The sequence below is a fragment of the Rhodopirellula maiorica SM1 genome (genome assembly GCF_000346295.1).
GTDB lineage: Bacteria > Planctomycetota > Planctomycetia > Pirellulales > Pirellulaceae > Novipirellula > Novipirellula maiorica.
The window spans coordinates 1-24729 of sequence record NZ_ANOG01000119.1 but is presented as its reverse complement, the minus strand read 5'-3'; the positions used below and the strand labels follow the sequence as shown (position 1 = coordinate 24729).

The following is a 24729-nucleotide window of genomic DNA, read 5'->3' as shown; positions in this document are numbered from 1 at the left end:
CAAATCCGCAGTCGATGGATATTGCGAAGAATCTTGTGCAGCAGTTGACGGCACGTTTGGTGGTTCAGCGTCGGCACACCCACTTGGTCACGCAATTGCCCGAGTGCATCGGCGTCATTGTCGTCGCCTCCTTTGGACAGCACCAATAGCACTCGATCTAAAATTTCCCCGGCTGCTTTGCGAGTAAACGTCGTCGCCAGGATCGTTTCGGGCGGCGAATCTTGCAGCAGGATCCGCAACAACCGCGCGGTCAACTGGTACGTTTTTCCCGTCCCTGCCGACGCGCGGACAAGCGTCGGACGAAGGGCATTGGTTTGTGTCGAGGCGTTCAAGGTGAATTCGTAGGGGTTGGGGAAAGACATCAACAATCAGAGACACAACAACATCGAGGCAGCATGACGTTGTTTATTCGGAATCATCCATCCCGGCGGCAACGGACATCACGCCGGTCTGCATGATCATGTCGTAATCGTCGTACTGGATCGGATCGGTACTCGGAGCAAAATCTTCGTCACGGATGCGGCGAACACAGTCCAGGATCAATTCGCGAGCTTGATCCATCAGCGATTCGTCAAAGTCGGCAATGTTGATCTTCGTTTCCTCGTCTTTGTCGCTGATGTTGAAATAACCGAGTTGTACTTCGGTTGGATTGGCTTCGATGCCAAGGTAGGGAATCATCATGCGGTATAGCGGCAATTGCAAGTCAATCCACTTGAGTCCCTCGTCGGTCTTTTTTAGATGCTTCTTCTCAGGCTTATGCCCATGAGTTTTGTAGTCCAAAATCGCCCAACGTCCTGAATCAGGATGGTAGTCGATACGATCGAGTCGGCCACGAAGTCCCATTTTAAAACCATCGACCTCGATACAGGCTCCGTCGCGTTTGTCATCCACCGAGGCTTCGGATTCTTTGATCACCCAGCCTTCGGTTCGGCGTTGGGCTTGTTCGATCGCGACTTTGCGGAGCCGTCGTTCCGCTTGCCGGATTTGCAGTGCGACGGCGGTCGAAGCGGAATCGCCGTACCGCAAACTGGCATAACGGTGCAGATGATGAAGCAGGATTTTTTCAATCTTATCCGCATCGGTTTCGTCGCGGTCGTCGGATTCGCCAAACGTTTCCAATGAACCGTGAATCAAATCGCCAAATTGGTTCGCGGCGAGTTCCGAGGACATGTCGTCAAGCGGTTTTAATTTCAGTACGTGACGCAGATAGAATCGATACGGACACGCCAAGTAATCATGAAACGCAGTCACGCTCATCGCCTTGACCGGACAAATTCCGGTCGAAGCAGGCAGCGTGGGAATTGGCAGCGAGGATTCGGCGGTGGCAGTATCCCAGCGGTGCTGGACCACCACTCGCGGTCGGCTATTTTCCAGTAACAGCCGGATTCGCCGAGCCACGTCTTCGTCCGATGCTGCCGCCAACAGTCGGCTGGGCGGTGTCGGCGTTCCGTCCGCGGAATTGCGGCCGACGATAAAACGCACCGTTTGCCGAGTCGACAACAATAACTGCATGTTGTACACGTCGCGTGCAAACCGGCGGTCATTGTCGGCCATCCGCAATTGGGTTCGAAGCGAGCCAGGAAGAAACGCATCGTTCGTGACGGCGGTGGGGAGAAAAGGATGGTTCAGCCCTAGCACGACCAACGCTTTGGTATCGTCCAAGGCAAGGTCCAGCCAACCAAGAATTTCAATGTCGTCGGGAGTCATTGGATCGACCACTCGCAGGTCGCCCACGCGATTGGCAATCATTTGCATCGCACTGGCACCGTCAATTTCCAGGTCCAATTCGGCGTTGACATTGGCAAACCGCATTAGCAATCCGCAAACCGAGTGAAGTGCCATCGCCGTTCGGTCTTGCGGGACGCTCTCGGATTCGAACGCAAATAAAGGTTGAGACTCATCTGCGGGTTCAAGGGCATCGAGTTCTGCGGAATAGAGCGTGGTTAACCACTGGGTGATCGCGCCGCACCACTGGCCCAACGGACGATTGGCACCTTGCAGCGGTGACATCCATTTTTCAATCCGCTTGGCGACTTGGATCGCCGTGGGATAGTTTTTCTTTGCTTCCTCGGGCAGCGCGTCCGCGACTTGGATGGGAAAGTGGTTGGCAAGCAATTGATCGATCTGCGTTAACCAAGCATCGGCGGTGTCGGGATCCTGTTTGCTGATCCAAGCGTGAACGTCCGCGTGACGCACCAGCGTGGCAAGCGATTGCCACGAACGGGTTTTTAGATAGGACGCCGTTAAGTTCAGCAGCCGTCCAATCGCCGTGCGATTGATGCTCCACCCCAAATTTCGAAACGTGTTTACACCGCAGCTTCGCATTTCGAACTCGATCGGCCCGACCTGAGATTCGTCGGTAACGCCGATCGTGACTTCGTCGACCGGATATTGTTTTGCAAATTCGGCAATCACCTCAGCAACGGCGGTCGCTTGGTCTGCAATGTCGCCCGCCGAGATCAATTGATCGTCGCTGATCGGCAATCGATAATCGGTCCACTGACTGGTTTGAATACAACCGAATTCGTCAAAACGTGACGTCTCGCCGGTGGGGGCTGCCACCATCGCAATGATTTCAGCCTGGATCGCCCGTAGCATTGCAATCTGCAGATGACTTAAGTCGCTCGTCCCAATCAAGACCACCGTCGAGCTGGTTTTGCATGCGCTGTTGGTCAGTGCGAATCGACGTTCGTGGTGCGGATCGGCCAGACCTGCTGCGGCGAGTCGTTTCAAATAGGATTCAAACAACTTCGCTAGCAGCGTCCAGCGTCGTTGGTCGTTTTCGGCTTCGGTCGCGGCGGCCACATCGGCAAACGAAAGTTGGTTCGAGGCCAAATCCTCGTGTAGCCCCCGAATCGTCGCCGCCAACTCCATCCATGTATCGGCTTCGTCCGAGGTCGGCAGCGTGGGAACCAGCGGTTTCAGCGTCTCGGGATTGGTAGCCGCAAGGACTTGGGACCAGGCAAGCGTTTGCTCAAAATCGATCGCCAGCTTAGCGCGAGGCGAATAGAGTTGTTCGGGAAGTCGACCGAGTGTCAAGATTTTCGGCAAACTCAGACGCAAATCGGCGTCACTGGCTGCTTCTTTTAGCAGCGTCTCGAAACGATAGGAACTTTGTGAAGTCGGCAGAACACAGATCAGCTCTGACAGATCAAACTGATTCGCGGTCACATATTTCGTTTTCAGTGAGTCCACGGCACGTGGCAGCAGCGGGGCATCCCAGCCAAGAAATTCGGTCGTGATTCGTGGATTCATAGACTCGGTGACAAAAAAGGTCGTGCGACCAGAGGGGGAAATACAGTAGTGTCGCGATCGCAGTGACACGTTTGGTCACCACGGGGTGATTTTCAGGAAAAATGTGTTCTTTGCTAGTCAGGCAAAAAATGAGCAGCCTGTCTAGTTTGCCCATTCTTCCTGGTTCTATTCAGAAAGAATAAAAGGACTTGGGAAAATTTACCGTCTGTGCTGAATGTTCTCGTGCCAGAGCGCCGATAACTCTAAACAAATGGAGTCCCAGGGAAGCCACTACCGTGCGCATGGAGGCGCACCGCGATGATCATCTGGTCCATCAAATTATTCAGTAACGTTCGCCACGCGATCGCCGGACGCAAATATCCGCACCAGTTAGCTGGGGCGGTTGCGATCGGTGCGTTGTTAGGCATTATTCCGCACGGAAATCTGTTGGCGCTGTTCGTGCTGATCGTTTTGTTGTCGCTGAAGATCAATCATTCGATGGCGGCATTGACCACGATCGGGACGACCTTCGCCGCGACCAAGCTCGATCCGTATTCGCATGATGTGGGCAGTTATATTCTGACGCATCCAACGCTTGGCCCCAAGATGGCTAGCCTTTGGACGCTGCCGCTGATGCCGTGGACCGATTTGAACAACACGATCGTGCTGGGCAGCTTTGTCATCGGGTTGGCCGCGGTGCTACCGATCTTTTTGATTACTTACCCCATCTTTCGGTTGTTCCAACCCCAGGACGCCGAGGGTGATGAGAGCCGAATCGACGCGTTTTCGGACGAGGCGCTGGACGCCGAGGAAAACCGCGTGGTACTTTCGCCGGCGGCCCCTGTCCAATCGCAAACGCCACGTCGCACCGGCGAGACAACTTCGCCGGCGACGCAGCCGATGGTGGTTCGCATCGATCAATCGCATGTGGTTCCCATGTCGGACAGCCAGTCCGACGCGACGCAAACTGATTCGGCCGTGAATGATTTTGCCGCGAACGAGGCGGCCGTGAACGAGGCGGCCGATGACGCAGCCGCCGAATCAACCGGTCAACCGCAAATACCCCGTGCTTCGGTCGAGACGCGAATCGACGTGATTCGCATGAAAGATGCTGACGCGGCGAATAGCCCGATCGAAAGCACGGACTCGGCCACCGAGGACGAGCAACAAACCGATCAACAACCGATGGACGAGGCGCTTAACTACTTACTTCGTCAATTGCGCACCTCGAAGCAAAAGGATGCAGCATGATACGCTGGAGTTTTGTTCTTACCCGTCTGATCATTGTTGTCGCCATTATCATGTTGCTGCGTTGGGGCTTGGGTCCTGTCGCCAGCTATGTGACGATCAAAGGGATCGAGAGCGCCACAGGTGCCAAAGTCGAAATCGGCAGTGCCAATGTCGGTCTGTTTCCCCCGAGCATCGCGTATTCGGATTTCCGAGTCGCTGATCCTCGCAAGGGCAAAGAGATGGAGGACATGTTCCGCGCCGAATCGATCGAGCTTGTCATCGATGGCGACGCGATGTTGCATCGCCGCTGGGTTGCGCGTGACGGCAAAATCACCGGACTGGTAATCGGTGCCGATCGTGATTCGTCGGGACATTACGAGGTCGAACAAGAGGAAGCCGCTCCGTCGCCTTCGGATGCCCCTTCGTTTCTGACTCGTATGATTGCGGCGACGACGGATTCGCTTGGCGCCGAAGCAAGTGCGCTGACCGAAAACCTTGAAACCGTTCGTCGCAGCCGCGAGATCCGCGATCGCTGGGAAAGCGAATATGATTCGTTGGTCGTGCGAGCACGCAACTTAGAAAAACAAATTCGCACGGTGCGTGATGAAGCACGCGGTATCGATAATCCGCTGCGAGATTGGCCGCAGTTGCAGCGGACACTCGAACAAGCCAAACAGGCACGCAATGAATTGATGGCGGTTCGCCAAGCGATCGATACGTTGCCCGAGCAATTACAATCCGATCTCGCGTCGCTCGACGAAGCGAAGAAGATCGATATGCAAAAAGTCAATCAATTTGTGCCAGGCGACCTGCAGAATGGTGACGACTTTGGCATCGATATGCTGAAATTCGCCGTGCAAAAACAGATCGACCAGATTCGCGGCTACCTTGATGGTGGACGCACGATTGCCAACTACACCGTCGTGGCGCCCGAGAGTGAGCGTATACGAGGCGAAGACTTTGATCTGCTGGGGGACGGAAAACTTTCGCAGATTCTGGTTCGTCGCTGCGAAGTTGGCGGATTGATGCGTGCCAACGGCAAACAGTATTCGCTCAAAGGAATCGTCGAAAATTTGACTCCAACGCCCGAGTTATTGCGAGAGCCGACGCTGGTCAAGTTCCAATTGGACGGACCGGATGTGGTTCGCGTTGAATACGCGGTCGATCGTCGTCGCGGCGCGGATGTCGATTTGTTGACACTGCATTGGCCACAAATGGAAGCCAAGCCGCTACGTTTAGGCAGCCAACACGAAGCGGGCATCAAAATCAGCGGTGGGCAACGCGAATTGTGGGTGCAACTGCGTAGCGAAGGTGATAACGTCGAAGGTCGGTTCGTCAGTAAGCAGACCGGGCTGCAGATGAAGCTTGCTGTGGATTCGAAGTTTGAGCAATCGGCGGCGGTCCAGTCATTGCAATCCAGTTTGGATGCGGTCGATCGCATCGAGATCGACGCTAACTTCAGTGGCCAATGGAACGACCTCGCTCTGAAAATGCACACCAACCTTGGCCAAGTTTTCCGTCGAGCGACGCAGGATGCTGTGAACGATCAAATCGTAGCATCGAAGCAGAAGCTACAGGAACAGGTCGACAAAGCTCATTTGGAACAAACGTTGGCGCTGCGAGAATGGTTGACGTCACAGCAAAGCGAAGCACGTTCGTTATTAGCCAGTGCGGATAAGTCGATCGAAGAGATGAGCCAAAAGGTGATGAACGAAGTTGGCGAAGCGGACGTCTACCTCGGCAAGCTACGAGGCGCCTTCGAGAAGAAACTACGCTAAAGCTCAAAGTCGCCGGACGTCTCCGACGTCCGCTACGAAGAGACACGCGCCACGGTGGTTTCGATCGCCGAGATTAACGCTCGTGCCTTGTTCATCGTTTCGTCGTATTCCGAATCGGGATCGCTGTCGGCGACCACGCCGCAGCCCGCTTGCACGTAGACCACGCCCTCTTTGGCGACCATCGTTCGCAGCGCGATACAGGTATCCATGTTGCCGCGGTAATCGACGTAACCCACCGCGCCGCCATAAGGGCCGCGGCGATGAGGTTCAATCGAATCGATCACTTCCATCGCGCGAACTTTCGGTGCACCGGAAACCGTGCCCGCTGGCAAGCACGCCTTCAATGCGTCAAAGGCATCGAGCCCTTCACGCAACCTGCCTTGCACTTCGCTGCTGATGTGCATCACGTGCGAATAACGCTCGACCACCATCACTTCGGTCAATTCCACCGTACCGAATTGGGCCACGCGGCCGACGTCGTTGCGTCCCAAATCGACAAGCATCACATGCTCGGCAATTTCTTTGGGGTCGGCGAGCAGTTCTTTCTCGAGAGCCTTGTCCTCTTTTTCCGTTTTGCCTCGCCGCCGGGTTCCCGCCAACGGGCGAACGGTGACGACATTGTCGGCGACTCGGCACATGATCTCGGGCGAGCATCCGACCAACATGCAATCGGGCGTGCGGACAAAGAACATGAACGGGCTCGGGTTGACCACTCTCAGTGAGCGGTAGATCTCAAACGGATCGACGTCGGTTTTGACGCTCAGCCGTTGGCTCGGGACGACTTGGAAAATGTCGCCGGCGCGGATGTATTCAACACACTCGAGCACCGCTTTGCGAAACGATTCGCGAGTGAAATTCGACTCGATGTTCAGCGGAGGCGAAGGCTTCTCGGTCGTGAATTCTTCGGGGGTATGTGCGGTCGGTTGCGAAAGCTTGGCAATCGTTTTGTCGATTTGTTGCGATGCTTCGCTGAAGGCCTGCTGAGATTCCGCGGCATTGGTGACGTCGCGGCAATCGGCGAGCGAGACCACGGTGATGGTTTTGTCGACGTGATCGAACACGCACAGCGTGTGATAGAAGGCAAAATCCAGATCGGGCAGTTGGCGGTCATCCTCGGGCGAATTGGGCAGATTTTCGACATACCGCACGACATCGTAGCCGGCATATCCGATCGCCCCACCAACAAATGGGGGTAACCCCGCCACCTCGGCAACTCGGTATTTTACGTGGGCGCGAAACGTTTCCAGCGGGTCGGCGGATTCAAGTTCTTCCGTCTTGCCCCCGTCTGCCGCTGCGCTGCTGCCTAAGTTCGAAATTGTGACTTGGTTGCCACGTGCAGAGAACCGTTTGATCGGATCGGCCGCCAAAAAACTGTAGCGGCCGACTTTCTCGCCCCCAATCACACTTTCAAACAGACACGCCGGGCCGCCATCGTCCAAAAGTCGAAACGCGGTCACTGGGGTTAACGAGTCGCTCAACAAACGCCGATACACCGGAACAAAGTCATGGTGGATCGAGAGTTGGTCGAAGTCGGCAGATTCAGGTGTTAACATCGAGGTCGACGGGCTCTTTCGGAGGGATCGGGCTCTAGTAGATGGGGCTTCGACGCGGCGGTCGGCTTTCGCCAGTCGATGACAGCGGAAACGGCAAACAGGTTCTCTCGGCCACCGAAACGTGTCAAAGTCGTTACGTTGACACCGATGGGGGCGGCGATAGAATCCCTTTGGCGTCCAATACTTGGGAAAACACACACTTTAGCGGCAGTCACGGCAGCTAGGAATGACACGATGAAATGCCAGTATTGCGAAAAGCCCGCGACGTTTCATATCACCGAGTTGACGGAACCTTCGGGTCCCAAAATTATGCATCTTTGTGAGGAACACGCCCGCGGCTTTCTGCAAAAAGAATCCGATAGCCCTGTGGCCTCCGTCACCAACGCGCTGGCGAAGCAGCTGCAGCTGGGACAATCGAAAAAAGAATTGGCCGAATTGGACCAAAAAGAGTGTCCGGTGTGTGGCATCAGTTTTTTCGAGTTCCGCAACACGGGACGGCTCGGATGCCCCTACGATTACAGCTTTTTCGAGACGGACTTGATCCCCCTGCTGCGGAATATCCACGACGCCGTCGAACACGTTGGCAAGCGGCCACGTCGGTTGGCAGCGTCGGCCGATTCACAAGCGGAAATGATCCAGCTGCGGCGCGAGATGGAAGAGGCCGTGGAGCTTGAAGATTACGAGCGTGCTTCGGAAATCCGAGACGAACTAAAACGAATGGAACGCGAACTGAGCATCCCGGCGTCCGATGACGACGATGCAAGTTCGAGTGAAGGTGAGAATCAGTCGTGAATCAAGAAACGGACTTTAATAACCTCGCAAAAAGTTCCGGAGAGTGGCTGCGCGGCACCGGGCCTGAATCCGATATCGTGATCAGCAGCCGAATTCGCTTGGCACGAAATCTCGCTGACTTTCCCTTCATTCGTCGCTGTAGTGACGAGGATCGTGACAGCATCGAGCGGACCGTGCGGGCCCGGATGGAGGCGATGGAGGACTGGAAAGACATCCGCTATATCGATATCGAAGAGCTTTCCGAGGTCGACCGCCAATTCTTGGTCGAACGTCAACTGATCAGCCGCGAGATTGCCGACGCCGATGGATCACGCGCGGTCGCCGTCGATCCCGGCGAACAATACAGCGTGATGATCAACGAAGAGGATCATCTGCGAATCCAAGTGATGCAGAGCGGATTGGATCTGCATGCCGCCTGGGCCCGAATCGATGCGTTGGATGACAAGCTCGAAGGTTCGATTCTGTACGCGTTTCACCAAAAGTACGGCTATTTGACCGCCTGTCCCACCAATGTGGGGACGGGGCTCCGCGTCAGTGTCATGCTGCATTTGCCCGCACTGGTGATCACACGGCAAATCGAAAAAGTCTTTCGTAGCATGCAGCGGATCAACGTCACCGTCCGTGGGCTGTACGGCGAAGGATCGCAATATTCGGGCGATTTTTATCAGGTCAGCAACCAAGTCACGCTCGGTCACAGCGAAAAGTCACTGTTGGCGCTCGTCGGTGACGAGGTCGTGCCGCAAATCATCCAATACGAACGAAAAGCACGCGCGTTTTTGATCGAACAAAACCAGCAAGACCTGCATGACGACGTCAGTCGCGCGATGGGCATCCTCAGCACGGCTAAAAAAATCAGCAGCGAAGAAACGATGCACTACCTTTCCAAAGTGCGAATGGGAGTGAATCTTGGCTTGATCAGCGATGTCGAAGTCGCCACGATCAACAAATTATTCATTCATACCCAGCCGGCGCATTTGCAGAAATTGCATGGCCGTGTGCTCGGTTCCTCCGACCGGAATGTCCAACGAGCGACCTACCTGCAACGCCATTTGACCGGTCACCAAGGCGAAGGTGAGCTGAATTAAATCGTCGTTGATCGCTCCGCGATCATAACGCAGATAGTCGTTGATCGCTCCGCGATCATTACGTCAGTTAGTTGTTGATCGCTCCGCGATCAGTACGCAGGGCTATAAACCAAAACAGGATCAATTTCCTCCCCATCCCTTCACCATGGACCGTGCAGCCGTAGAAATGGGGGGCTTGTCCCTTTGGGTTTTTGAATTTGTTTCTTAGCGACTGCATGCAGGGCGCTTCAAAGACTTGATTCAGAGGGGTTACGCAGGCGCCCGATCGCTTCTTGATGGCGAAATCCCTCCGTTTACAGTATTTTTTTGTCTCAGGATGATAAACTAGGGTGCGGATGTAGCCTTCGACCCCTCGTTTTACTGCGGCAGCGGTGGGGGAAGACAGCGCAGAGAAACCTCGAATTTCACGAAAGTTGGCGGCGTGGGCGAAGAGCCTGAACTGATTGACCGAGCACTCCAGGGCGATCGTGCTGCGTTTACCCGGTTGGTAGAGGTCAACCAGGATCGTTTGTTCGCGTCCATGCTGCAGGTCACCGGTTCGCCCGAGGAAGCCGAGGAAGTTGTCCAAGAGGCGTTTATCCGGGCTTTTGTGAAGCTCGATACGTTCCAGCGAAACAGCCAATTTTTTACTTGGCTCTACCGCATTGCCTTCAACAGTGCGCTCTCGCGTCGGCGAAAGAAGCGAGCTCGGGTGTCGTTGGACCAATTTCGCGAGAAAAATGGGCTCGAAGTTGTCGACCAGTCCAGCGGAGTCGACGAACCGATGCTGCAGCGGGAACGCGTGGCGATGGTCCGCACCGCAATGGAGCGATTGACCGAAGAACATCGCTCGATTCTGGTCTTGCGAGAAATGGAAGAGCGATCTTATGAAACGATTGCCGAGATCCTAGAGATTTCGATCGGAACAGTGCGAAGTCGGCTGAGTCGAGCGAGACACCAATTAAAGCTCGCATTAGAAGTCCTGCACCGTGCCGAAGAGTCTAGTTCTGAGTGATTTCGTTCCTTCGCTTCTTCGCCATCCGATGTCGACACCCCAGTTTGACGCCTCCAGTGACCCCGGCGGTTTGAATCGCCCCAACGATGCTGCGAAAAAAGAAGCATCCGGCTACCGATTTCGGCCTTTTCTGGGGATTACGTTTCTTTGCTGTCAAATCTATGGTCGGATTTACCAGAATTCCGAGTCTACTGCCTACGTTGGTCATTGCCCGCGGTGCGCGAAACGCGTCCGCGTGAAAATCGGCCCCGGTGGCTCGTCGACTCGGTTCTTCAACGCCAGTTGACGATTCGATTGAGTGGGCATTTTGATCGATTCGGTACAACTCGATTGCTTTTGCGAGCGTTCGGATGCGGCAGGGCACCGGGCTTCCGGATAAACTGTTAGCTGATCGGTGATTGTGGGGGCACACATTCGCCGGCGTCATTCCTCTCGCCGTCCAACGCGAAGCAAACGCCTGCCAGCCCCTCCGAGGCAACTCGATAATGCGTTTCTATAGAATTGTGTCCTGCTCGCGATCATCCAGGGCCATACGAAATCATCTGTTGTCGCTATTTGTCATTGGTGTCTTTGGGCTGGGGGTTAGCGGCGGGCTGGGGGGTGGCGGCTCCGATGCAAACGCAGACGAAACAAGATTGGCTGCGGACCGATTTTATCCGCAGCATGATTTTGGCCGACTACTCGCTGACGATCCGCAATCTGGTTTCGCGAATCCTTGGCAGTTGTCGCAGTTGCGACCCGCGAAATTAGCCGACCCGGGCGCTCTCACATCGCCCTCCGGTGCATCACCACCCGCGGTGATGATTGGCGGAACAAATGGGCGAAACAATCCTTTGCGTCGTGAACTGAGCAAAACTTTTGCGGACGATGAATTGTTCGTTGGATTTCGCTTTCGATATGAACCCTCTGCAACCACAGCAGACAGTGATCCCGAATTCTTTGTGCTTTGGCTCGACCGTACCGAGGGCAGCGATCAAGCCGTCCATAGCAGCGGTATTCCCAATATCGGGATCCATATGGCGGACCGGGGTGCAAGTCGGGGAAAGAATGTATTCATGGTGCGATTCGGCGCGAAACAAACCGCTTGGAGTCGCACGGAATTAGAACCCGGTAAGACCTATCACGTGATCGCTAAGATCGCAAAACAGGTCACGGGACCCCGCAATGCGTACAGTCAGATTCAGTTATGGGTTGATCCACAACCCGATGACGCCGATCAGCCCTTGCTCTCATTAAGCGAACAAGACGGCATCCATCAAGTTCGCTGGGTCGGATTTTCCACGGGCATCAAAACGGAACGCGAGGATCAAATCCGTGTCGACGACTTGGTGCTGTCGCGTTCCTGGAAAGACGCATTTTCATTCCTTGATTCGTCGCCGCATCGTCTCGCCGCTTCAACGCCCGCTGTCACCTGGGATCAACCAATCAAGTTCACCACCGACATCTATCCGATCCTGCGAGATCGGTGTTTCGATTGTCACGCGGGCGAGTATCCTGATTCTGGGCATCGGTTGGATGTGCGGAATGAATGGTTCGGGTTCAGCACCGGGCAAGTCTTTGCCGTCCCCGGCGAAAGCCATAACAGTCATGTATTGGAAGTGTTGACGACGAAATCCGATTCCGATCGCATGCCTCCCGACGAGAAACCGCTGTCGGAAATCGAGATCGCAAAAATTCGAGCCTGGATCGATCAAGGATTGAACTGGGACGATGATTTGCTGCCGACTCCTGAGATCAAATCGGATCATTGGGCGTTTGCGTCGATCACACGTCCTGAGTTGCCCACTGCGGGCACGCGTCCTGAAAACGCAGACGCGGTGCGACACCCGATCGACGCTTTTATTTCCGCACGCCAGAAAACCGTCGGTGTGACGCCGGTGCCGCCCGCGGTACGCCGTACGTTGGTTCGGCGATTGTACCTAGACCTGCTGGGCTTGCCGCCCACGATCGCTCAGACAGAAGCGTTTGTGAGCGATACTTCGGCGGACGCCTATGAGAAGATGGTCGAGCACGTATTGCAGTCGCCACATTATGGCGAGCGGATGGCTCGCTATTGGCTCGATCTGGCGAGGTGGGGGGAAAGTCAGGGATACCAGCACGATATCCCCCGTCCCTTTGCCTGGCGGTATCGCGACTACGTGATCAACGCTTTCAATCGCGACAAACCCTACGCTCAATTTCTACGTGAACAAATCGCTGGCGATGAACTGCAACCCTATTCCGACGAAGCCTTGATCGCGACGGGGTTCTTGGGGGCCGCTCGGATCAGCGGCAACCAGATGGACAAGCCTTTGCAACGGATGGAGGTGTTGATGGATATTGTCGACAACACTTCCAGCGCCGTGCTGGGGCTGACGATGGAGTGCGCCCAATGTCACAACCACAAATTTGAACCGTTGATGCAGCGTGACTACTACGCGTTGATGGCGTTTTTCTCAAATGGACAGCTGGGGAATTATCAACTGCAGCATGCTCCGTCGTTTCCAGCAGAGGACATCCAAAACTGGTTCACCCGCGATTCGTATCAATTTTATCTATCCGAGGCCAAGAAGCGGAAGGTGGCTCCGGCGGATTACCCTGCACACACTTGGGGCTTTTATTCGCCGGTGACGGGCAATCAGACAGTGAAACATTTGCCGGTTGTGAATCGATCTCCGCTGCCCTACTCGCCCGATTTCCTGGCTGACAATGTTACCCGCGTGCTGGTTCGCGGCGACGTTCGTAGCCCAGGATTGCGAGTCCAGCCAGCTTGGCCAGCAGTGCTCGGTGAGACTCCGTCGCAACTTTCACCGACACCCCGTCAAGCGTTGGCCGATTGGTTGGCCAGTCCCCAGAATCCGCTGGTTGCCCGCGTCTGGGTAAATCGTCTTTGGCAATCGCACTTCGGTCGCGGTTTGGTCGACACGGCCAGCAATTTAGGGACTCACGGCGGCACGCCAACCCATCCGCTGCTGTTGGACTGGCTGGCCTCGGAATTGATCGACAGTGGTTGGAGTACCAAACACATTCATCGCCTGATCGTGACCTCGGCGACGTATCGCCAGTCGAGTGTGTTGGACGCAACCAATCATGATTTGGATCCCGAGAACAAGACGTTGTGGCGGTGGTCTCAACGGCGGATGGAAGCCGAGGTGATTCGCGATTCCATTCTCGTTGCGACGGACGATCTCAATCGGCTAGTGGGCGGACCGAGCGTCGCACCTGAACGTGAAGAGGAAACGCTACGGCGGACAATCTATCTGTCTCAGCGACGTAGCCAGATGCCTGACGTGATGACGATGTTTGATGCTCCCGACGGTGTTCGTAGCTGTTCACGCCGCGAGGTGTCGACGGTCGCGTTGCAGCCGCTGTACCTGCTAAACAGCCCATTTGTGGTCAAGCGAGCCGAGCAGATGGCGCGGATTGTGAACGCTCAGGCTGGTGACGATATCCACGCATTGATTCAAGCCGTCTTCCTGCGGACGCTCGGTCGCGCACCGACGCCAGAGGAAATTGGTTTTGCCACCGCGGCACTGCAGCCTCGTAACAATCAGAGCGATTCATCGACGTCGGATAGGCCCGCTCCCGAGCTGATCCGTTTCTGTCACTCGATGATGAATCTAAACGAATTTATCTACATCCCCTGACTGAACCTCGTTTGAACTTCCTCCGCCACCCGCCCGCCTCGCATCACCACGGCCCACCCCATGATTATCAGCCCCGTTAACCAAGATCGCAGAACGTTTCTTGGATCAGCAGGCCTCGGCCTTGGATCGATCGCACTCAATGCGTTGCTTCAGGGTGACGCAGCGGCGGGCGATCACGGCGGCAGCGGTTCGCAGCAGCCGCATTTTCCGCCCTCGGTCAAGAACGTGATCTTCTTGTTCATGTCGGGAGGTCCGGGGCACATGGATACATTTGATCCCAAGCCCCAGTTGTCGGCGATGGAAGGTGAGTATGTACCGGACAGTATTGGGGCAAACGTTCCCAACATTCCGCGATCAGGCGTGGGATCCAAATTGATGGCCTCGCCGTTTGGGTTTAAACAGTACGGCGACAGTGGGATCGAGGTTTCCGATTTGCTGCCCCACACCGCTCGCCATGTCGACGATCTGTGCGTGATTCGGTCACTGAATCACCGGATTCCGGTCCATGGGCCCGCAGAAAATTTTACTTTGACCGGTTCGTCGCTGGGGGAACGTCCCAGTTTGGGCGGTTGGGTGACGTATGGATTGGGCAGCGAAGCTCGTGATTTACCTGGGTTTATGGTCTTGTCGTCCAACTCGAGCGGACCGGCACCGCAGCGGCCGGGCTGGGGAAGTGGGTTTTTGCCAGCTCGGTTCCAAGGCACGCAATTGGACGATCAAAGCGGCGTACCGTATTCCGATTTGCCCAATTTGTACTCCGTGGCGGATCGTCGCGAGCAGCTCGACTTCATCCGTTTGATGAACCAACAGCATCTAAAGCAGCAAAACGCGAACTCAGAACTCGAGGCTCGGATCGAGTCGTACGAACTCGGTTTTCGGATGCAGCTCAACGCACCTGAAATTTTGGATCTGTCCCGCGAGTCCGCAGCGACTCAGAAGATGTATGGGATCGACCAGAAAGCCAGCGCCGTGTTTGGACGGCATTGCTTGTTGGCGCGGCGGTTGGTGGAACAAGGCGTCCGCTTCATTCAACTGCGAAACGGTGGCTGGGATGCACATGGTTCACTGAAGAACAATCATATCAACCGCTGCCGCGCGACGGATCTTCCCATCGCCGGTTTGTTGCAAGACCTGAAACAACGTAACTTGCTTGAGCAAACGTTGGTCATCTGGGGTGGCGAATTCGGGCGAACGCCGACGACCGAAGGCAATCAGAAAGGGGACAAACGTGGCCGTGATCATTCACCGGCTGGTTACACAATGTGGCTTGCTGGAGGCGGAATCAAGGGCGGGCAGGTGATCGGAGCCACAGATGAACTTGGCTTTGTCCCAGTCGAGCGCCCGCTCTCACCGCACGATTTGCATGCGACGATGCTGCACGGACTGGGGCTGGACCAGCACAAGCTGGTGTACCTGCACAACAGCCGCGAAGAAATCCCCACCGTCCTCGGCGGTGAAGTGATCCACGAAGCCTTCGCGACGTAAGCCGCCAAAGGCACGAAGGAGTTGCTTTGTGTGTTTCTGTTAATACTGCATTGATTAAACGAAAAAGCCATTGGTCGAGCGCAATTTCATCTATCGGATCGAACTTTCCGATCGCTGCAACTAAAAAAAGGACGATTGAAAGCTAATCCGACTCGGTCCGAGGACAGAAAATACCTCCTGACCCTTTTCCGCCTTTCGTGTTTGGACGATTCATCATCGAGCTCATCAATGCGTGCGGTTTCTCTTTACGCACCATCGAGGGCCTCTTGCAGCGAAGATGTTCCATTTGCATGTGTGTCTTCAAGCTTCGGATATCGAGTGCCACTTGCCATCTCTGAAGGTAGAGTTCTGCGAGGTCTTGACTCTTGGCAAATTCCTCTTCGCTCATCCACACCGGTCGCTTCACAGGTTTCTCACACGCAACCACCTGAGTCTTTGTTGAGGTGACACGCGTCGGATACGTCGAAATTGCGAGCCAAATTCGAATCGATGGACGCCCTTGTCCAGGCCGACCAATCGATCTAGACCAGAACGTCATTCCTTGTCATGGATGTGATGTGCCCATGGGCACGCATCACGCCATCAGTTCGTGCGATTTAGCACGTGACGATTGATGCATGTGTACCAGTGTTTTGCGTTTTCGCGTCAGCCCCGTTTGGCCCGGGAGATGCATTCGCCTCGGGGGACACGGAGAGAGGACGAGACGTCGCGTCTTCATCTCGATTTCCGAACGCGCGAGACTGGAACATGAATCATCACCAAATTAAATGTCGCTTTTTCTCACAAGAAGATTTGCTGGGTGCAGGATGTTTGGATATTCACTTGGCGATGGACGCCGCTGAGCAGGCGATGTTAGCCTACGACGCAGGCGATGTTCTGTTCCCAGAGAAAATCGTGCAGATCTTCAACGACGACACGCAAGAGCGAATCAATTGTCTGCCCGCAACTTTTAAATCAAGAAAGATCTGCGGTGTCAAATGGGTTTCTGTTTTCCCGCCGAACCCTGAGAAATTTGGCATCCAAAATCTATCTGCGGTGATCATCCTATCAGAGATAGAACACGGCTTTCCGATCGCGTTCATGGAAGGGACGCTGTGCTCAAACATTCGAGTCGGAACCATGGGGGCAATTGCTGCCAAGCATCTTGCGCGAGACGATTCCGAGACGATCGGATTCATTGGTGCCGGTGAGCAGGCCAAAATGCACTTGATCGCTATGAAGACGGCAATTCCATCGTTAAACACCTGCCGAGTTGCCGCCAAGGCCGTCTCTGAAGAAGATCAATTTGTTCGGGAGATGTCGGCGATCTTACCTGACCTGAAGTTTGAGAAGACGAATTCGGACTTGGAGCGGGCAACCTGTGACGCCGACATCATCGTGACGGCGACGAGTGCCCAGGCGCCGTTGCTTAAAGCGGCTTGGATGAAGCCGGGGGCCTTTTATAGTCATATCGGAGGATGGGAAGATGAGTATGCGGTTGCCGCAGCATGTGACAAAATCGTTTGCGATGATTGGGAAACCGTCAAGCATCGGACTCAGACGCTGAGTCGCATGTACAAGGATGGTGAACTGAGCGACGAAGACATTCATTGCAATCTTGTTGATCTGATCAACGGAAAGAAACCCGGTCGCATCAGTATGGCTGAACGCACGTATTTCAATGCTGTGGGACTCGCCTACGTTGACGTGGGGATCGCATTAGCGCTGTATGACCGTGCCTATGCAGCGGGGATGGGCCAGGATCTTCAGGTACAACACGACATGATCTTTGAACACGCCTGCTTGAAAGATTGGGTTCGCGTGTAGGCAGCGAGTGCGAAAGCAGCATGTTTTGTTTGCCCCCCGACCCCTTTTGGCCTCCATATCGAGGTGTGTTTTCAAACGCAAACACTCGACAAAATCTACGCTTGGATCCTGCAAGTTACCGACGCTGATCCGATGTAAAGTTGATTTGCCGAGCACGGAAACAGCTTCTTGTCCGACACTTCTATGTGTTTCGCGGCGGGAAGGATTTTTGTAGAAACGCCTTCGCAGCGGTTCAGTTGGGCAACCTCTGCAGCACGTCCTTCACCTTCAGCGTTGTTTTGAACGTGACGCGTGGTATGCCCAAATCAGGGATGGCCTGGTCAACGCTTTCGCTAATCGCCAACACGATCCTCGCGGCGTGCTGAAACTGCTTTAGCCGGATCACTTTCTCGCTCAAATATTCCGGCGTCCAAAACCCGATCACCTCCAGCAACACTTCGCCATGCTCGGGATGGTTCAGCGAAAAATCCGGTGTGAACACGGTTTGGCCTTGATGTAGTACCGTTCCTTCACGTCGAAGCCGCCAGCCATCGGTCTGGTTCTCCGCTTGCAAGCTGTTCCATTGACGCCAAAACGTTTCCTCCAGCTGGCTGTCGAAATCGCTCGGTTGCACTTCACTGTGCAGTCCATCGCTGCTGCTCAGTCGCAATGCGAATCGCCGTTTCGCGGGTCCGAGCACGGTCGCTTGCATCCGCCAATCCCGTGTCGAGAGCAACCCCGGCAGGAAGCGGGCGAACGCGACGCCGTAGCGACGGGTTTGACGCAGCAGTGACGCAGGTCCGTGCAATTGAAATGCATACCGGTCGCCTTGCCGCGTGATCGAGTGCATCAGTCTGGCCAGTTTAGCATAGCGCAGGATCATTTTGAAATCCTCGCCGGCCCACACGGTCATCGATGTTGCAGCGTACAAAGCCGCCTGGGTTTGCGCGACGTTGTAGCGAGAAAGCAATCCCGCAGCGTCGAGGTTCTCAGGCGGTTTCCGCAGCCGATGAAACTCAATCACATCGGCAAACAAGCTGGCTTCGATTTCCTCCCAGCTTTTGCCAAGTTCGGCTGCGATCTCCGCTTTCGTGTTCGCTTCGTCATGGTCAAACAATTGGTCACGTGTTTGCACCAGCGGATGTTTCGTTGCGGCTAGCGAAAACACACGTTGCCGCAGTTTTGCTGCTGCTGCGGATTTGTCCTGCTGGAACTCGCTGGCGTCGTCCAGCAGTTTGCAAAACGCAGCGATCCGCCGTGCCGGACAATCCGTGACATTTTGCAGTGAAAGTCGCACTCGGTTGTGAAGTTGCTTGCGAACTTCGCCGACATGCTCTCGATAAATTTTTAGCAGTTCCTCGGCAATCGCAACGTAATGCCCATGTGTCGAACGTGTCAACCGATCAGGTGCGACCGTCAGACGTGAAAAGTCGTACTCGACGAGTGATTGTTCTTTGGTCAGCATCAAACCTGGCTATCTAAATTAGCTAGTGCTTGCGAAACGCTTCGTCACGCCGTCTCGCACGGGACCGCAATTCGTCACGCGTCCCGGCGGTCACGATCTCGTAGAAACAGGCACGACCAAAACGGTTCTTGCGTACCACGCGTCCTAATCGTTGCAATGCTTGCCGGGTACTGCTGCCGCCACCGACGACGATCGCGACGTTGACTTCTGGTAAATCAACTCCTTCGTCCAGCACTCGATTAACGACCACTGCAGGATAACGTCCTTCTCTTAATCCAGACAAAATCTCTTGTCGTTCGCGTTTGCGACAATGACTGAGCATGCAGGGGATCAGGAAACGTAGCGACACGTCGCGAGCCATTGCGTTGGAGCCACAGAAGACGATCACCGGTTCGCCGGCGTGTAGCCGAAACAGATCTTCGATGACTCGCAATTTTTCCTCCGCTCGGTCTTCGATCGAACGTTTGGCATGGAACGCAACCATTGCCGCGCGGGCGGCGGGGTCGTGGCCACTGTCGCTGCACAATGCTGGCCAATCGTAAGCGGAGTCTTCTTTGCGTCGCTCGGCAACATATTCGCGAACCGTATTGCCCAGCGATTCATAGCGAGTTCGTTCATCGTGGGATAAGTGCACTTTCATCCGCACAATGTCGTAATTCGCCAGCGTCTTGCCTCTCGCTGCCTTGATCGCTTGCATGTATACCCGCGGGCCGATAATTTCATCAAGCAATTCGTGCCCGCCGTCACGTCGCTCGGGGGTCGCGGTCAAGCCGAGCCGGTAGGGTGCCGCTGACATTCGGGCGGCGTCCTGACGCATCGGCCCGGGCAAGTGATGACATTCGTCAAAGATGATGAACTCAAATTGGTTGCCTAAGCGTGGCATATGAATCGTCGCACTATCGTACGTGGTCACCGAAACCGCGCTGACGCGGTGCACGCCGTCACCAATAATCCCGGCGTCGATACCGGTTGCTATTCGAATCCGGTCGTGCCACTGATACATCAAATCACGCACTGGGGAAACGACCAATACGCTTGTGCTGACGCGGCAGATCGCATGCAGTGCCACTTCGGTCTTGCCCGTTCCCGTGGGCATCACGACGACACCGCGGCGAGTTTCCAACCAAGCCTCGAGGGCTTCGTTTTGATCCGGCCGCAGCGTGTGCAGCTTCGCCGCGGCAAAGCGAATGGGTCTCCAGCGGGCCACGTCATCAGACCATGCTGTGGCGAGTCGGCTTTGTAAACACTCCACCACATCGCGGTAATGCATCGCATCGGTTCGCCAGCAGCCACTGCGAGTGTCAAACATCCACAGCGGCTCATTCCACAATCGCTCGACCAGTCGCTTTTCAACGCCTGAGAGCGTCAGTGTCCCCTCCTGAAACGCAAGCCGCATCGGCGTCGAAACGGGAGCGAGTGATTGCATGGGAAATAAGCTCGCAAATTACATTCTCTGCCGGCTGATGACACCGATTCGAGATTAGGGAAAACGGTCATCCAGAATACCACAAGTCATTCTCAATTTCGTCCCTCAGGATTTTCAAGTCAATGGATTGCTGATCCAAACACTGATCTATTTCTAACAGTGCCTCTGATTTTTGGCCAAGTTGAGCGAGAACACGAGCAAGGCCATGGCGGGGCACATCGGACTTGGTTCGTTGGATAGCAAGCCTGAAGTATTTCGCGGCTGGTTCAAATTCATTTTCGATATCATGCCAGAAACCCAGGGATTCATAAGCCTCTGGATCGTTGGGTGACCGCTGGATCGCGGTTTCGTAGCATTTCCTAGCATCCTCGGGGCAATAGCGGTCCCCGTCAGATAGCTGAATTGAGTCGCCGCAAAGATTCCACAATCGAGCGGAATCAGGATACGATTGCAGCATTTCAAAAATCTTGTCGACATCCACTTCAGATGGTTGTCCCCCTGCACCCGAAAACTGAAATGTCTTGATAAATGAATCGACGCTCATGGTAATTCTCGCGGGACTTTCCCGATTGGCGATGAAATGGTCCGACGCATCTTCACTTCGTACAGTTCCGGATAGATGCCGCTCTCGAAACGGTCCGAAACGCCTTCGTCGATGCTGCGAAAACCTAGCCTCTCAAATACTGGAACATTCCCGGTCTGCTCGATTGTCCGCAAAACGATGGCAGTGCGACCGGCGGACAATGCTTGCGAATCAATCCAGTCCAACAGGCGACGGGCAATGCCTTTTTGTTGATGCTGGGGGTGAACAGCCAGCCCAATCACATGCAAGTAGTCTTCGTGGCTGTCGAATTGGACCGTTGCAACAACTTGCTGATCCAGCTCAGCAACGAGCCGTGTTCCTTCTTGCTGACCAAGGGGTTGGCGAGCGGCGGTATGCTCACTCGGTCGGTAAATTGCTCGCAAAGGAGCGAATGCGACTCGGAACACGGTTGCTACCGCTTTGGCATCCTCGGCAGTCGACATGCGGATCGTGATGGAAGGTTGCATTTGCTCCTCAGCCAAAACACCATGCTAGCAAGCTAGCGGTGCTGGGATTCGACCTATTTGCTGCGATTTTTGCCGTCCAATTCGCCTCGATATTCTGTCTTTCACGCTAGGATGGAATTGTGCTACGGTTCCAATGCGCGAACCTCTTAACTCGAACTCCTTCTGTTTCTTGGCTCCTATGTTAGGCGAATACCACGTCGGACGCTGTACCCGAAATTGTCATTCTCTGCATCGCCCGTTGCGAGAAGGCGAATGGTACTACTCGGTCGTGATGGAATCGGGAGACGATTATGTTCGTCGCGACTTTTCGGCTGAAAGCTGGAAGGGGCCTCCAGAGGATGCGATCGGATGGTGGAAAAACCGGATGCCCACTGCTGCGGAAAAGAAACTGGTGCTGGCTCCTCCCGAGGTCTTGATCGATCTGCTGCGACAGATGGGCAATTTTCCCGAGAAAGCCAAAACACGCTACTTGCTGGCGATCATGCTGATGCGTAAACGGCTGGTGCGTCCTTGGGAAGGCACTGCGGATGATTCGCTCGAAGAAGGAGCGATGCGTTTGGAAGTGCTGGCGGATCAGTCGACGATCGATGTCATGCCCTGTGAGATCAATCGCGCTGAATCCGAGTCGATTCGTGACGAGTTAAACGATCTGCTCTATTGCGAAGCCGATGTGGTGAGCGCCGACGAAGAAACATCAACCGAATAACGGTCCCAGGAGAAAAGCAAGGATGCGAACATGGCTGTGGATCGGAACGTTGATGATCTGTTTTGTCTCTGGTGGAGCGACTTGCGCCCGCCGCGAGGCTCCGATGCCCTACCCGCCGCCTCCGGTTGCCTTTAACGAGACACCCAGCTTGGACGAGTTGGCTGCGGTCATGAATCGCACCGGTTCGATCCAACAGTTGTCGACCAACACCGCTACGGTGGAAGTGTTGACGATGCCTAACATTCCCAAGCTCAGCGCCACCTTAAGTCTACAGCGAGAGCGTCGCTTTCGCTTGCGAGCCAGTTTGCCGATCGTGCTTGGCGCGGGGATGGACATGGGCAGCAATGACGAAGTGTTTTGGTTTGAAGTTCCCGAGGGAGTGACGATGTCCAAGACGCTGTACTACGCCGAGCACGCGAAGTACCGCCAACAGCTTCAGCGAGCGGTTTTGCCGGTCGACCCAACTTGGGTGATGGATGCGTTGGGGTTGGTTCAATTGGATCCCGCCACCGTCGTCAATGGTCCCGTCAAACGAGATGATGGCAAGCTGGAAATTCGCAGCGTCATCCAAATGCCTGATGGTTTGTATCAACGCGTCTATTTGATCGAGCCTTCGGCTGGCTATGTGACAAACCAATTTATGTACTCACCAGACAATCACTTGATCGCACAAAGTACCGCGACCAATCACCGCTATTATGCCGAGCATCAATGTGCATTGCCGCACCAAGTTGAGCTGAATCTAACGCCGGCGATGGGGCAGCCCTTGAGCATGAAGATTACGATCGGCTCGTATACGGTGAATCAATTGCTCAGTGGCGATCCCCAGCTGTTTACGATGCCACAGGACGCGTCTCAGATGGTCGATCTGACCACCTTGTCAGCCACCGTCGCCGCTGCAGCGGCGACCACGCCGACGGAATACACTGCGGATCTGCACATGGCGATGCCGCTACGGGGAACCATGCAGTAGCCGCAGTCGGATGTCGCATCAAGATTGCGACTCAATTTGTCGTGGATCGTTTTTGGCATGAGTGAGCAGCACATGGACCTTCGCTTGGTCGATCTGATCCGACACAAACTGCTGAGCCTGGTCTCGTGTCGCGAACCAAGCGAAAACCGAGGGGCCCCAACTGCTCTGTCCCACACCCTTGATGCCATTGCTTCTTAAGAAATCGACAAGCAATGAGACGGCCACGCCATTGTAGGGGCCATTTTGCACCGATTCAAACAACAGCCCACTGTCGCGGTTGTATTGGTGCACCGCTTCGCTGAACGCATCGAAGTCGCTGTTTTCGATTGCCGGTAAAAGCTGCGTGGTGATCTGGGTGCGAAAATGATCACGCTGCTCGGATGTGGTCGCAGGCAGCTTGGCAAATTGATCCAATTCCACCTCGCCGCTGATCGTCATCGTTTCTTGGATAGGACGAAGAATCGCCACGCACCACTGTTTCGGAACGTCGAGTCGTTGCCGGATCGGATTCAGTTCCGCGGCCTGGTCGGCGTCTTCATAGATCAGCCCTCCATGCCGATAACCGTGGATTCCAACCGCAGAGCGGCGACCGCGATCGGCGATCCGACTCGCAGTCCGCTGGTCCGCATTCTCTGGATGCAAAAGTTGGCTGATCGCTTCGGCCACCGCCATCGCAAGTTGGGTTCCCGTGCCAAGCCCCGTATGCGCGGGCGGGCGGCGGACGATCTCGATTTTGCAGGCGGGCAAGGCATCGAGCTGAAATTGTCGGCGGTAACGCTCGGCAACGCCCAGCACCCGATTGGCCGCGATCGCAGGACCTTGGAACGCATCGGCGCGTCGCGCAACGACTTCGGTGATCGGATCGTCGACCATCACACCGACGCCCCCAAAGGGTTTGGCGGTGTCTAATAAACCAAAATGAAGTCGTGAGCCTGTGGTCACGCGTACCTGCTGAGATGTCATGTGCTCACGATACCAGCACCCCGGTATGCCTTCCAAGACGGGGGATGATGCGTCGTTAGTTCGGTGGAGCCGAATCGATGTCGGTGTATCGCTGGGAAATCGCTTGCTTGAGAAATTCAAATGCGGCGTCCTCGGCGGCACCGCCGGTCTTGTCAACCAAAATCTGCAGGCGGCTAAGATCCGACTCGACTTCCTTTTGCGAAAGCAAGTGCGTTCGTGTCGCCAGAATCGCGGCCTCGATCACCGCAAATTTTGCCCGGTTAAAGCCAAAGAACGGACGAACGATGCCCGACCGGACGACGCGGCAGCTCATTTCGGCACGAGGATCATGGTCGTTGATCGATTCGACCTCGACCGCAAACCAGCGATGGCAATCACGCAAGATCCAGTACTGGCTGTCGTTTTCCGCAGTCTCTTCCAAGCGGCGAACCCATTGCCGAAGCGCGGCTTGGTCACCAAGCGATCCCACTGCGGCGTGTGCAAACAGATCGACGTTGTCGGTCACGTGGACGACGGCTCGCCGCGAGTGCATCAAATTCTGATACGTGCGGGATGAATTGAACGGTCGCAATTGGATCAGCTCG

General features: G+C 55.1%; 20 protein-coding genes. 11 read left to right on the top strand and 9 right to left on the bottom strand.

Features of this window, described 5'->3' with window-relative positions; genetic code table 11:
* On the bottom strand, window positions 1–332 hold a 332-nt coding region (locus tag RMSM_RS03535; RefSeq protein ID WP_236621991.1), incomplete at its 3' end, for a UvrD-helicase domain-containing protein.
* Window positions 333–405: 73 nt separating this feature from the next.
* Window positions 406–3255: a PD-(D/E)XK nuclease family protein gene (locus RMSM_RS03530; protein ID WP_008691650.1), complete on the bottom strand. Its 2850-nt coding sequence runs from the start codon at window positions 3253–3255 to the stop codon at window positions 406–408.
* A 297-nt stretch (window positions 3256–3552) separates the two neighbouring features.
* On the opposite strand from RMSM_RS03530, the gene RMSM_RS03525 reads away from it, so the two are divergent.
* Window positions 3553–4485 carry a TIGR03546 family protein gene (locus tag RMSM_RS03525; protein ID WP_008691649.1) on the top strand — a complete coding sequence of 311 codons (933 nt, stop codon included), beginning with the start codon at window positions 3553–3555 and terminating at the stop codon, window positions 4483–4485.
* Window positions 4482–6242: a TIGR03545 family protein gene (locus RMSM_RS03520; RefSeq protein ID WP_040763920.1), complete on the top strand. Its 1761-nt coding sequence runs from the start codon at window positions 4482–4484 to the stop codon at window positions 6240–6242. Before RMSM_RS03525 ends, RMSM_RS03520 begins: the two co-directional genes overlap by 4 nt.
* A 32-nt stretch (window positions 6243–6274) precedes the next feature.
* On the opposite strand, the gene trpE is transcribed toward RMSM_RS03520, so the two are convergent.
* Window positions 6275–7795 (bottom strand): anthranilate synthase component I, encoded by a 1521-nt coding sequence (gene trpE / locus RMSM_RS03515; protein WP_008691647.1) that lies wholly within the window; start codon window positions 7793–7795, stop codon window positions 6275–6277.
* 41 nt (window positions 7796–7836) lie between these two features.
* Between trpE and RMSM_RS03510 the strand changes: the two genes are divergently transcribed.
* The 7 genes from RMSM_RS03510 to RMSM_RS03465 all read left to right on the top strand — a co-directional run bounded on the left by RMSM_RS03510 (window position 7837) and on the right by RMSM_RS03465 (window position 17583).
* The gene (locus RMSM_RS03510) at window positions 7837–8019 is read left to right on the top strand and encodes a hypothetical protein (protein ID WP_008691646.1); all 183 of its coding nucleotides are present in this window, start codon (window positions 7837–7839) and stop codon (window positions 8017–8019) included.
* Window positions 8020–8029: 10 nt separating this feature from the next.
* Window positions 8030–8587: a UvrB/UvrC motif-containing protein gene (locus RMSM_RS03505; protein ID WP_008691645.1), complete on the top strand. Its 558-nt coding sequence runs from the start codon at window positions 8030–8032 to the stop codon at window positions 8585–8587.
* Window positions 8584–9672 carry a protein arginine kinase gene (locus tag RMSM_RS03500; RefSeq protein ID WP_008691643.1) on the top strand — a complete coding sequence of 363 codons (1089 nt, stop codon included), beginning with the start codon at window positions 8584–8586 and terminating at the stop codon, window positions 9670–9672. The genes RMSM_RS03505 and RMSM_RS03500 overlap by 4 nt, the downstream gene beginning before the upstream one ends.
* Window positions 9673–10093: 421 nt before the next feature.
* The gene (locus RMSM_RS03495; protein WP_008691641.1) at window positions 10094–10666 is read left to right on the top strand and encodes an RNA polymerase sigma factor; all 573 of its coding nucleotides are present in this window, start codon (window positions 10094–10096) and stop codon (window positions 10664–10666) included.
* A gap of 545 nt (window positions 10667–11211) precedes the next feature.
* A complete protein-coding gene (locus RMSM_RS03480) occupies window positions 11212–14292 on the top strand; it encodes a PSD1 and planctomycete cytochrome C domain-containing protein (protein ID WP_008691637.1) in 3081 nt (1026 codons plus the stop codon).
* A 60-nt stretch (window positions 14293–14352) separates the two neighbouring features.
* Window positions 14353–15777, top strand: coding sequence for a DUF1501 domain-containing protein (locus RMSM_RS03475; protein WP_008691634.1), 1425 nt, complete (start codon window positions 14353–14355; stop codon window positions 15775–15777).
* Between the two features lie 747 nt (window positions 15778–16524).
* Window positions 16525–17583 (top strand): ornithine cyclodeaminase family protein, encoded by a 1059-nt coding sequence (locus RMSM_RS03465; protein WP_008691628.1) that lies wholly within the window; start codon window positions 16525–16527, stop codon window positions 17581–17583.
* Window positions 17584–17815: 232 nt separating this feature from the next.
* Here the strand turns inward: RMSM_RS03465 and RMSM_RS03460 are convergent, their stop codons facing one another.
* The 4 genes from RMSM_RS03460 to RMSM_RS03445 all read right to left on the bottom strand — a co-directional run bounded on the left by RMSM_RS03460 (window position 17816) and on the right by RMSM_RS03445 (window position 21503).
* The gene (locus RMSM_RS03460) at window positions 17816–19027 is read right to left on the bottom strand and encodes a DUF790 family protein (protein ID WP_008691626.1); all 1212 of its coding nucleotides are present in this window, start codon (window positions 19025–19027) and stop codon (window positions 17816–17818) included.
* Between the two features lie 22 nt (window positions 19028–19049).
* The gene (locus RMSM_RS03455; RefSeq protein WP_008691623.1) at window positions 19050–20453 is read right to left on the bottom strand and encodes a DEAD/DEAH box helicase; all 1404 of its coding nucleotides are present in this window, start codon (window positions 20451–20453) and stop codon (window positions 19050–19052) included.
* 67 nt (window positions 20454–20520) lie between these two features.
* Window positions 20521–20997 (bottom strand): tetratricopeptide repeat protein, encoded by a 477-nt coding sequence (locus tag RMSM_RS03450; RefSeq protein ID WP_008691621.1) that lies wholly within the window; start codon window positions 20995–20997, stop codon window positions 20521–20523.
* Window positions 20994–21503, bottom strand: a complete 510-nt coding sequence (locus tag RMSM_RS03445; protein ID WP_008691619.1) for a GNAT family N-acetyltransferase — start codon at window positions 21501–21503, stop codon at window positions 20994–20996. The genes RMSM_RS03450 and RMSM_RS03445 overlap by 4 nt, the downstream gene beginning before the upstream one ends.
* 178 nt (window positions 21504–21681) lie before the next feature.
* Between RMSM_RS03445 and RMSM_RS03440 the strand changes: the two genes are divergently transcribed.
* Complete coding sequence (locus RMSM_RS03440) at window positions 21682–22209, top strand: hypothetical protein (protein WP_008691618.1); 528 nt, start codon at window positions 21682–21684, stop codon at window positions 22207–22209.
* Window positions 22210–22231: 22 nt separating this feature from the next.
* The gene (locus RMSM_RS03435; RefSeq protein WP_008691617.1) at window positions 22232–23182 is read left to right on the top strand and encodes a hypothetical protein; all 951 of its coding nucleotides are present in this window, start codon (window positions 22232–22234) and stop codon (window positions 23180–23182) included.
* A gap of 18 nt (window positions 23183–23200) precedes the next feature.
* On the opposite strand, the gene RMSM_RS03430 is transcribed toward RMSM_RS03435, so the two are convergent.
* Together RMSM_RS03430 and RMSM_RS03425 are read right to left on the bottom strand one after the other, a co-directional pair.
* Complete coding sequence (locus RMSM_RS03430; protein ID WP_081613990.1) at window positions 23201–24145, bottom strand: GHMP family kinase ATP-binding protein; 945 nt, start codon at window positions 24143–24145, stop codon at window positions 23201–23203.
* 55 nt (window positions 24146–24200) lie between these two features.
* Window positions 24201–24729, bottom strand: a 529-nt coding sequence (locus RMSM_RS03425) for a DUF447 domain-containing protein (protein WP_040763916.1), incomplete at its 5' end; no start/stop codon positions are given.

Coding starts and splice junctions, on each gene's coding strand:
- RMSM_RS03530 (WP_008691650.1), bottom strand. CDS start 3,255: ATGAATCCACGAATCACGACCGAATTTCTTGGCTGGGATGCCCCGCTG.
- RMSM_RS03510 (WP_008691646.1), top strand. CDS start 7,837: ATGGGGCTTCGACGCGGCGGTCGGCTTTCGCCAGTCGATGACAGCGGA.
- RMSM_RS03450 (WP_008691621.1), bottom strand. CDS start 20,997: ATGAGCGTCGATTCATTTATCAAGACATTTCAGTTTTCGGGTGCAGGG.
- RMSM_RS03525 (WP_008691649.1), top strand. CDS start 3,553: ATGATCATCTGGTCCATCAAATTATTCAGTAACGTTCGCCACGCGATC.
- RMSM_RS03435 (WP_008691617.1), top strand. CDS start 22,232: ATGCGAACATGGCTGTGGATCGGAACGTTGATGATCTGTTTTGTCTCT.
- RMSM_RS03520 (WP_040763920.1), top strand. CDS start 4,482: ATGATACGCTGGAGTTTTGTTCTTACCCGTCTGATCATTGTTGTCGCC.
- trpE (WP_008691647.1), bottom strand. CDS start 7,795: ATGTTAACACCTGAATCTGCCGACTTCGACCAACTCTCGATCCACCAT.
- RMSM_RS03440 (WP_008691618.1), top strand. CDS start 21,682: ATGTTAGGCGAATACCACGTCGGACGCTGTACCCGAAATTGTCATTCT.
- RMSM_RS03445 (WP_008691619.1), bottom strand. CDS start 21,503: ATGCAACCTTCCATCACGATCCGCATGTCGACTGCCGAGGATGCCAAA.
- RMSM_RS03475 (WP_008691634.1), top strand. CDS start 14,353: ATGATTATCAGCCCCGTTAACCAAGATCGCAGAACGTTTCTTGGATCA.
- RMSM_RS03460 (WP_008691626.1), bottom strand. CDS start 19,027: ATGCTGACCAAAGAACAATCACTCGTCGAGTACGACTTTTCACGTCTG.
- RMSM_RS03455 (WP_008691623.1), bottom strand. CDS start 20,453: ATGCAATCACTCGCTCCCGTTTCGACGCCGATGCGGCTTGCGTTTCAG.
- RMSM_RS03430 (WP_081613990.1), bottom strand. CDS start 24,145: ATGACATCTCAGCAGGTACGCGTGACCACAGGCTCACGACTTCATTTT.
- RMSM_RS03505 (WP_008691645.1), top strand. CDS start 8,030: ATGAAATGCCAGTATTGCGAAAAGCCCGCGACGTTTCATATCACCGAG.
- RMSM_RS03465 (WP_008691628.1), top strand. CDS start 16,525: ATGAATCATCACCAAATTAAATGTCGCTTTTTCTCACAAGAAGATTTG.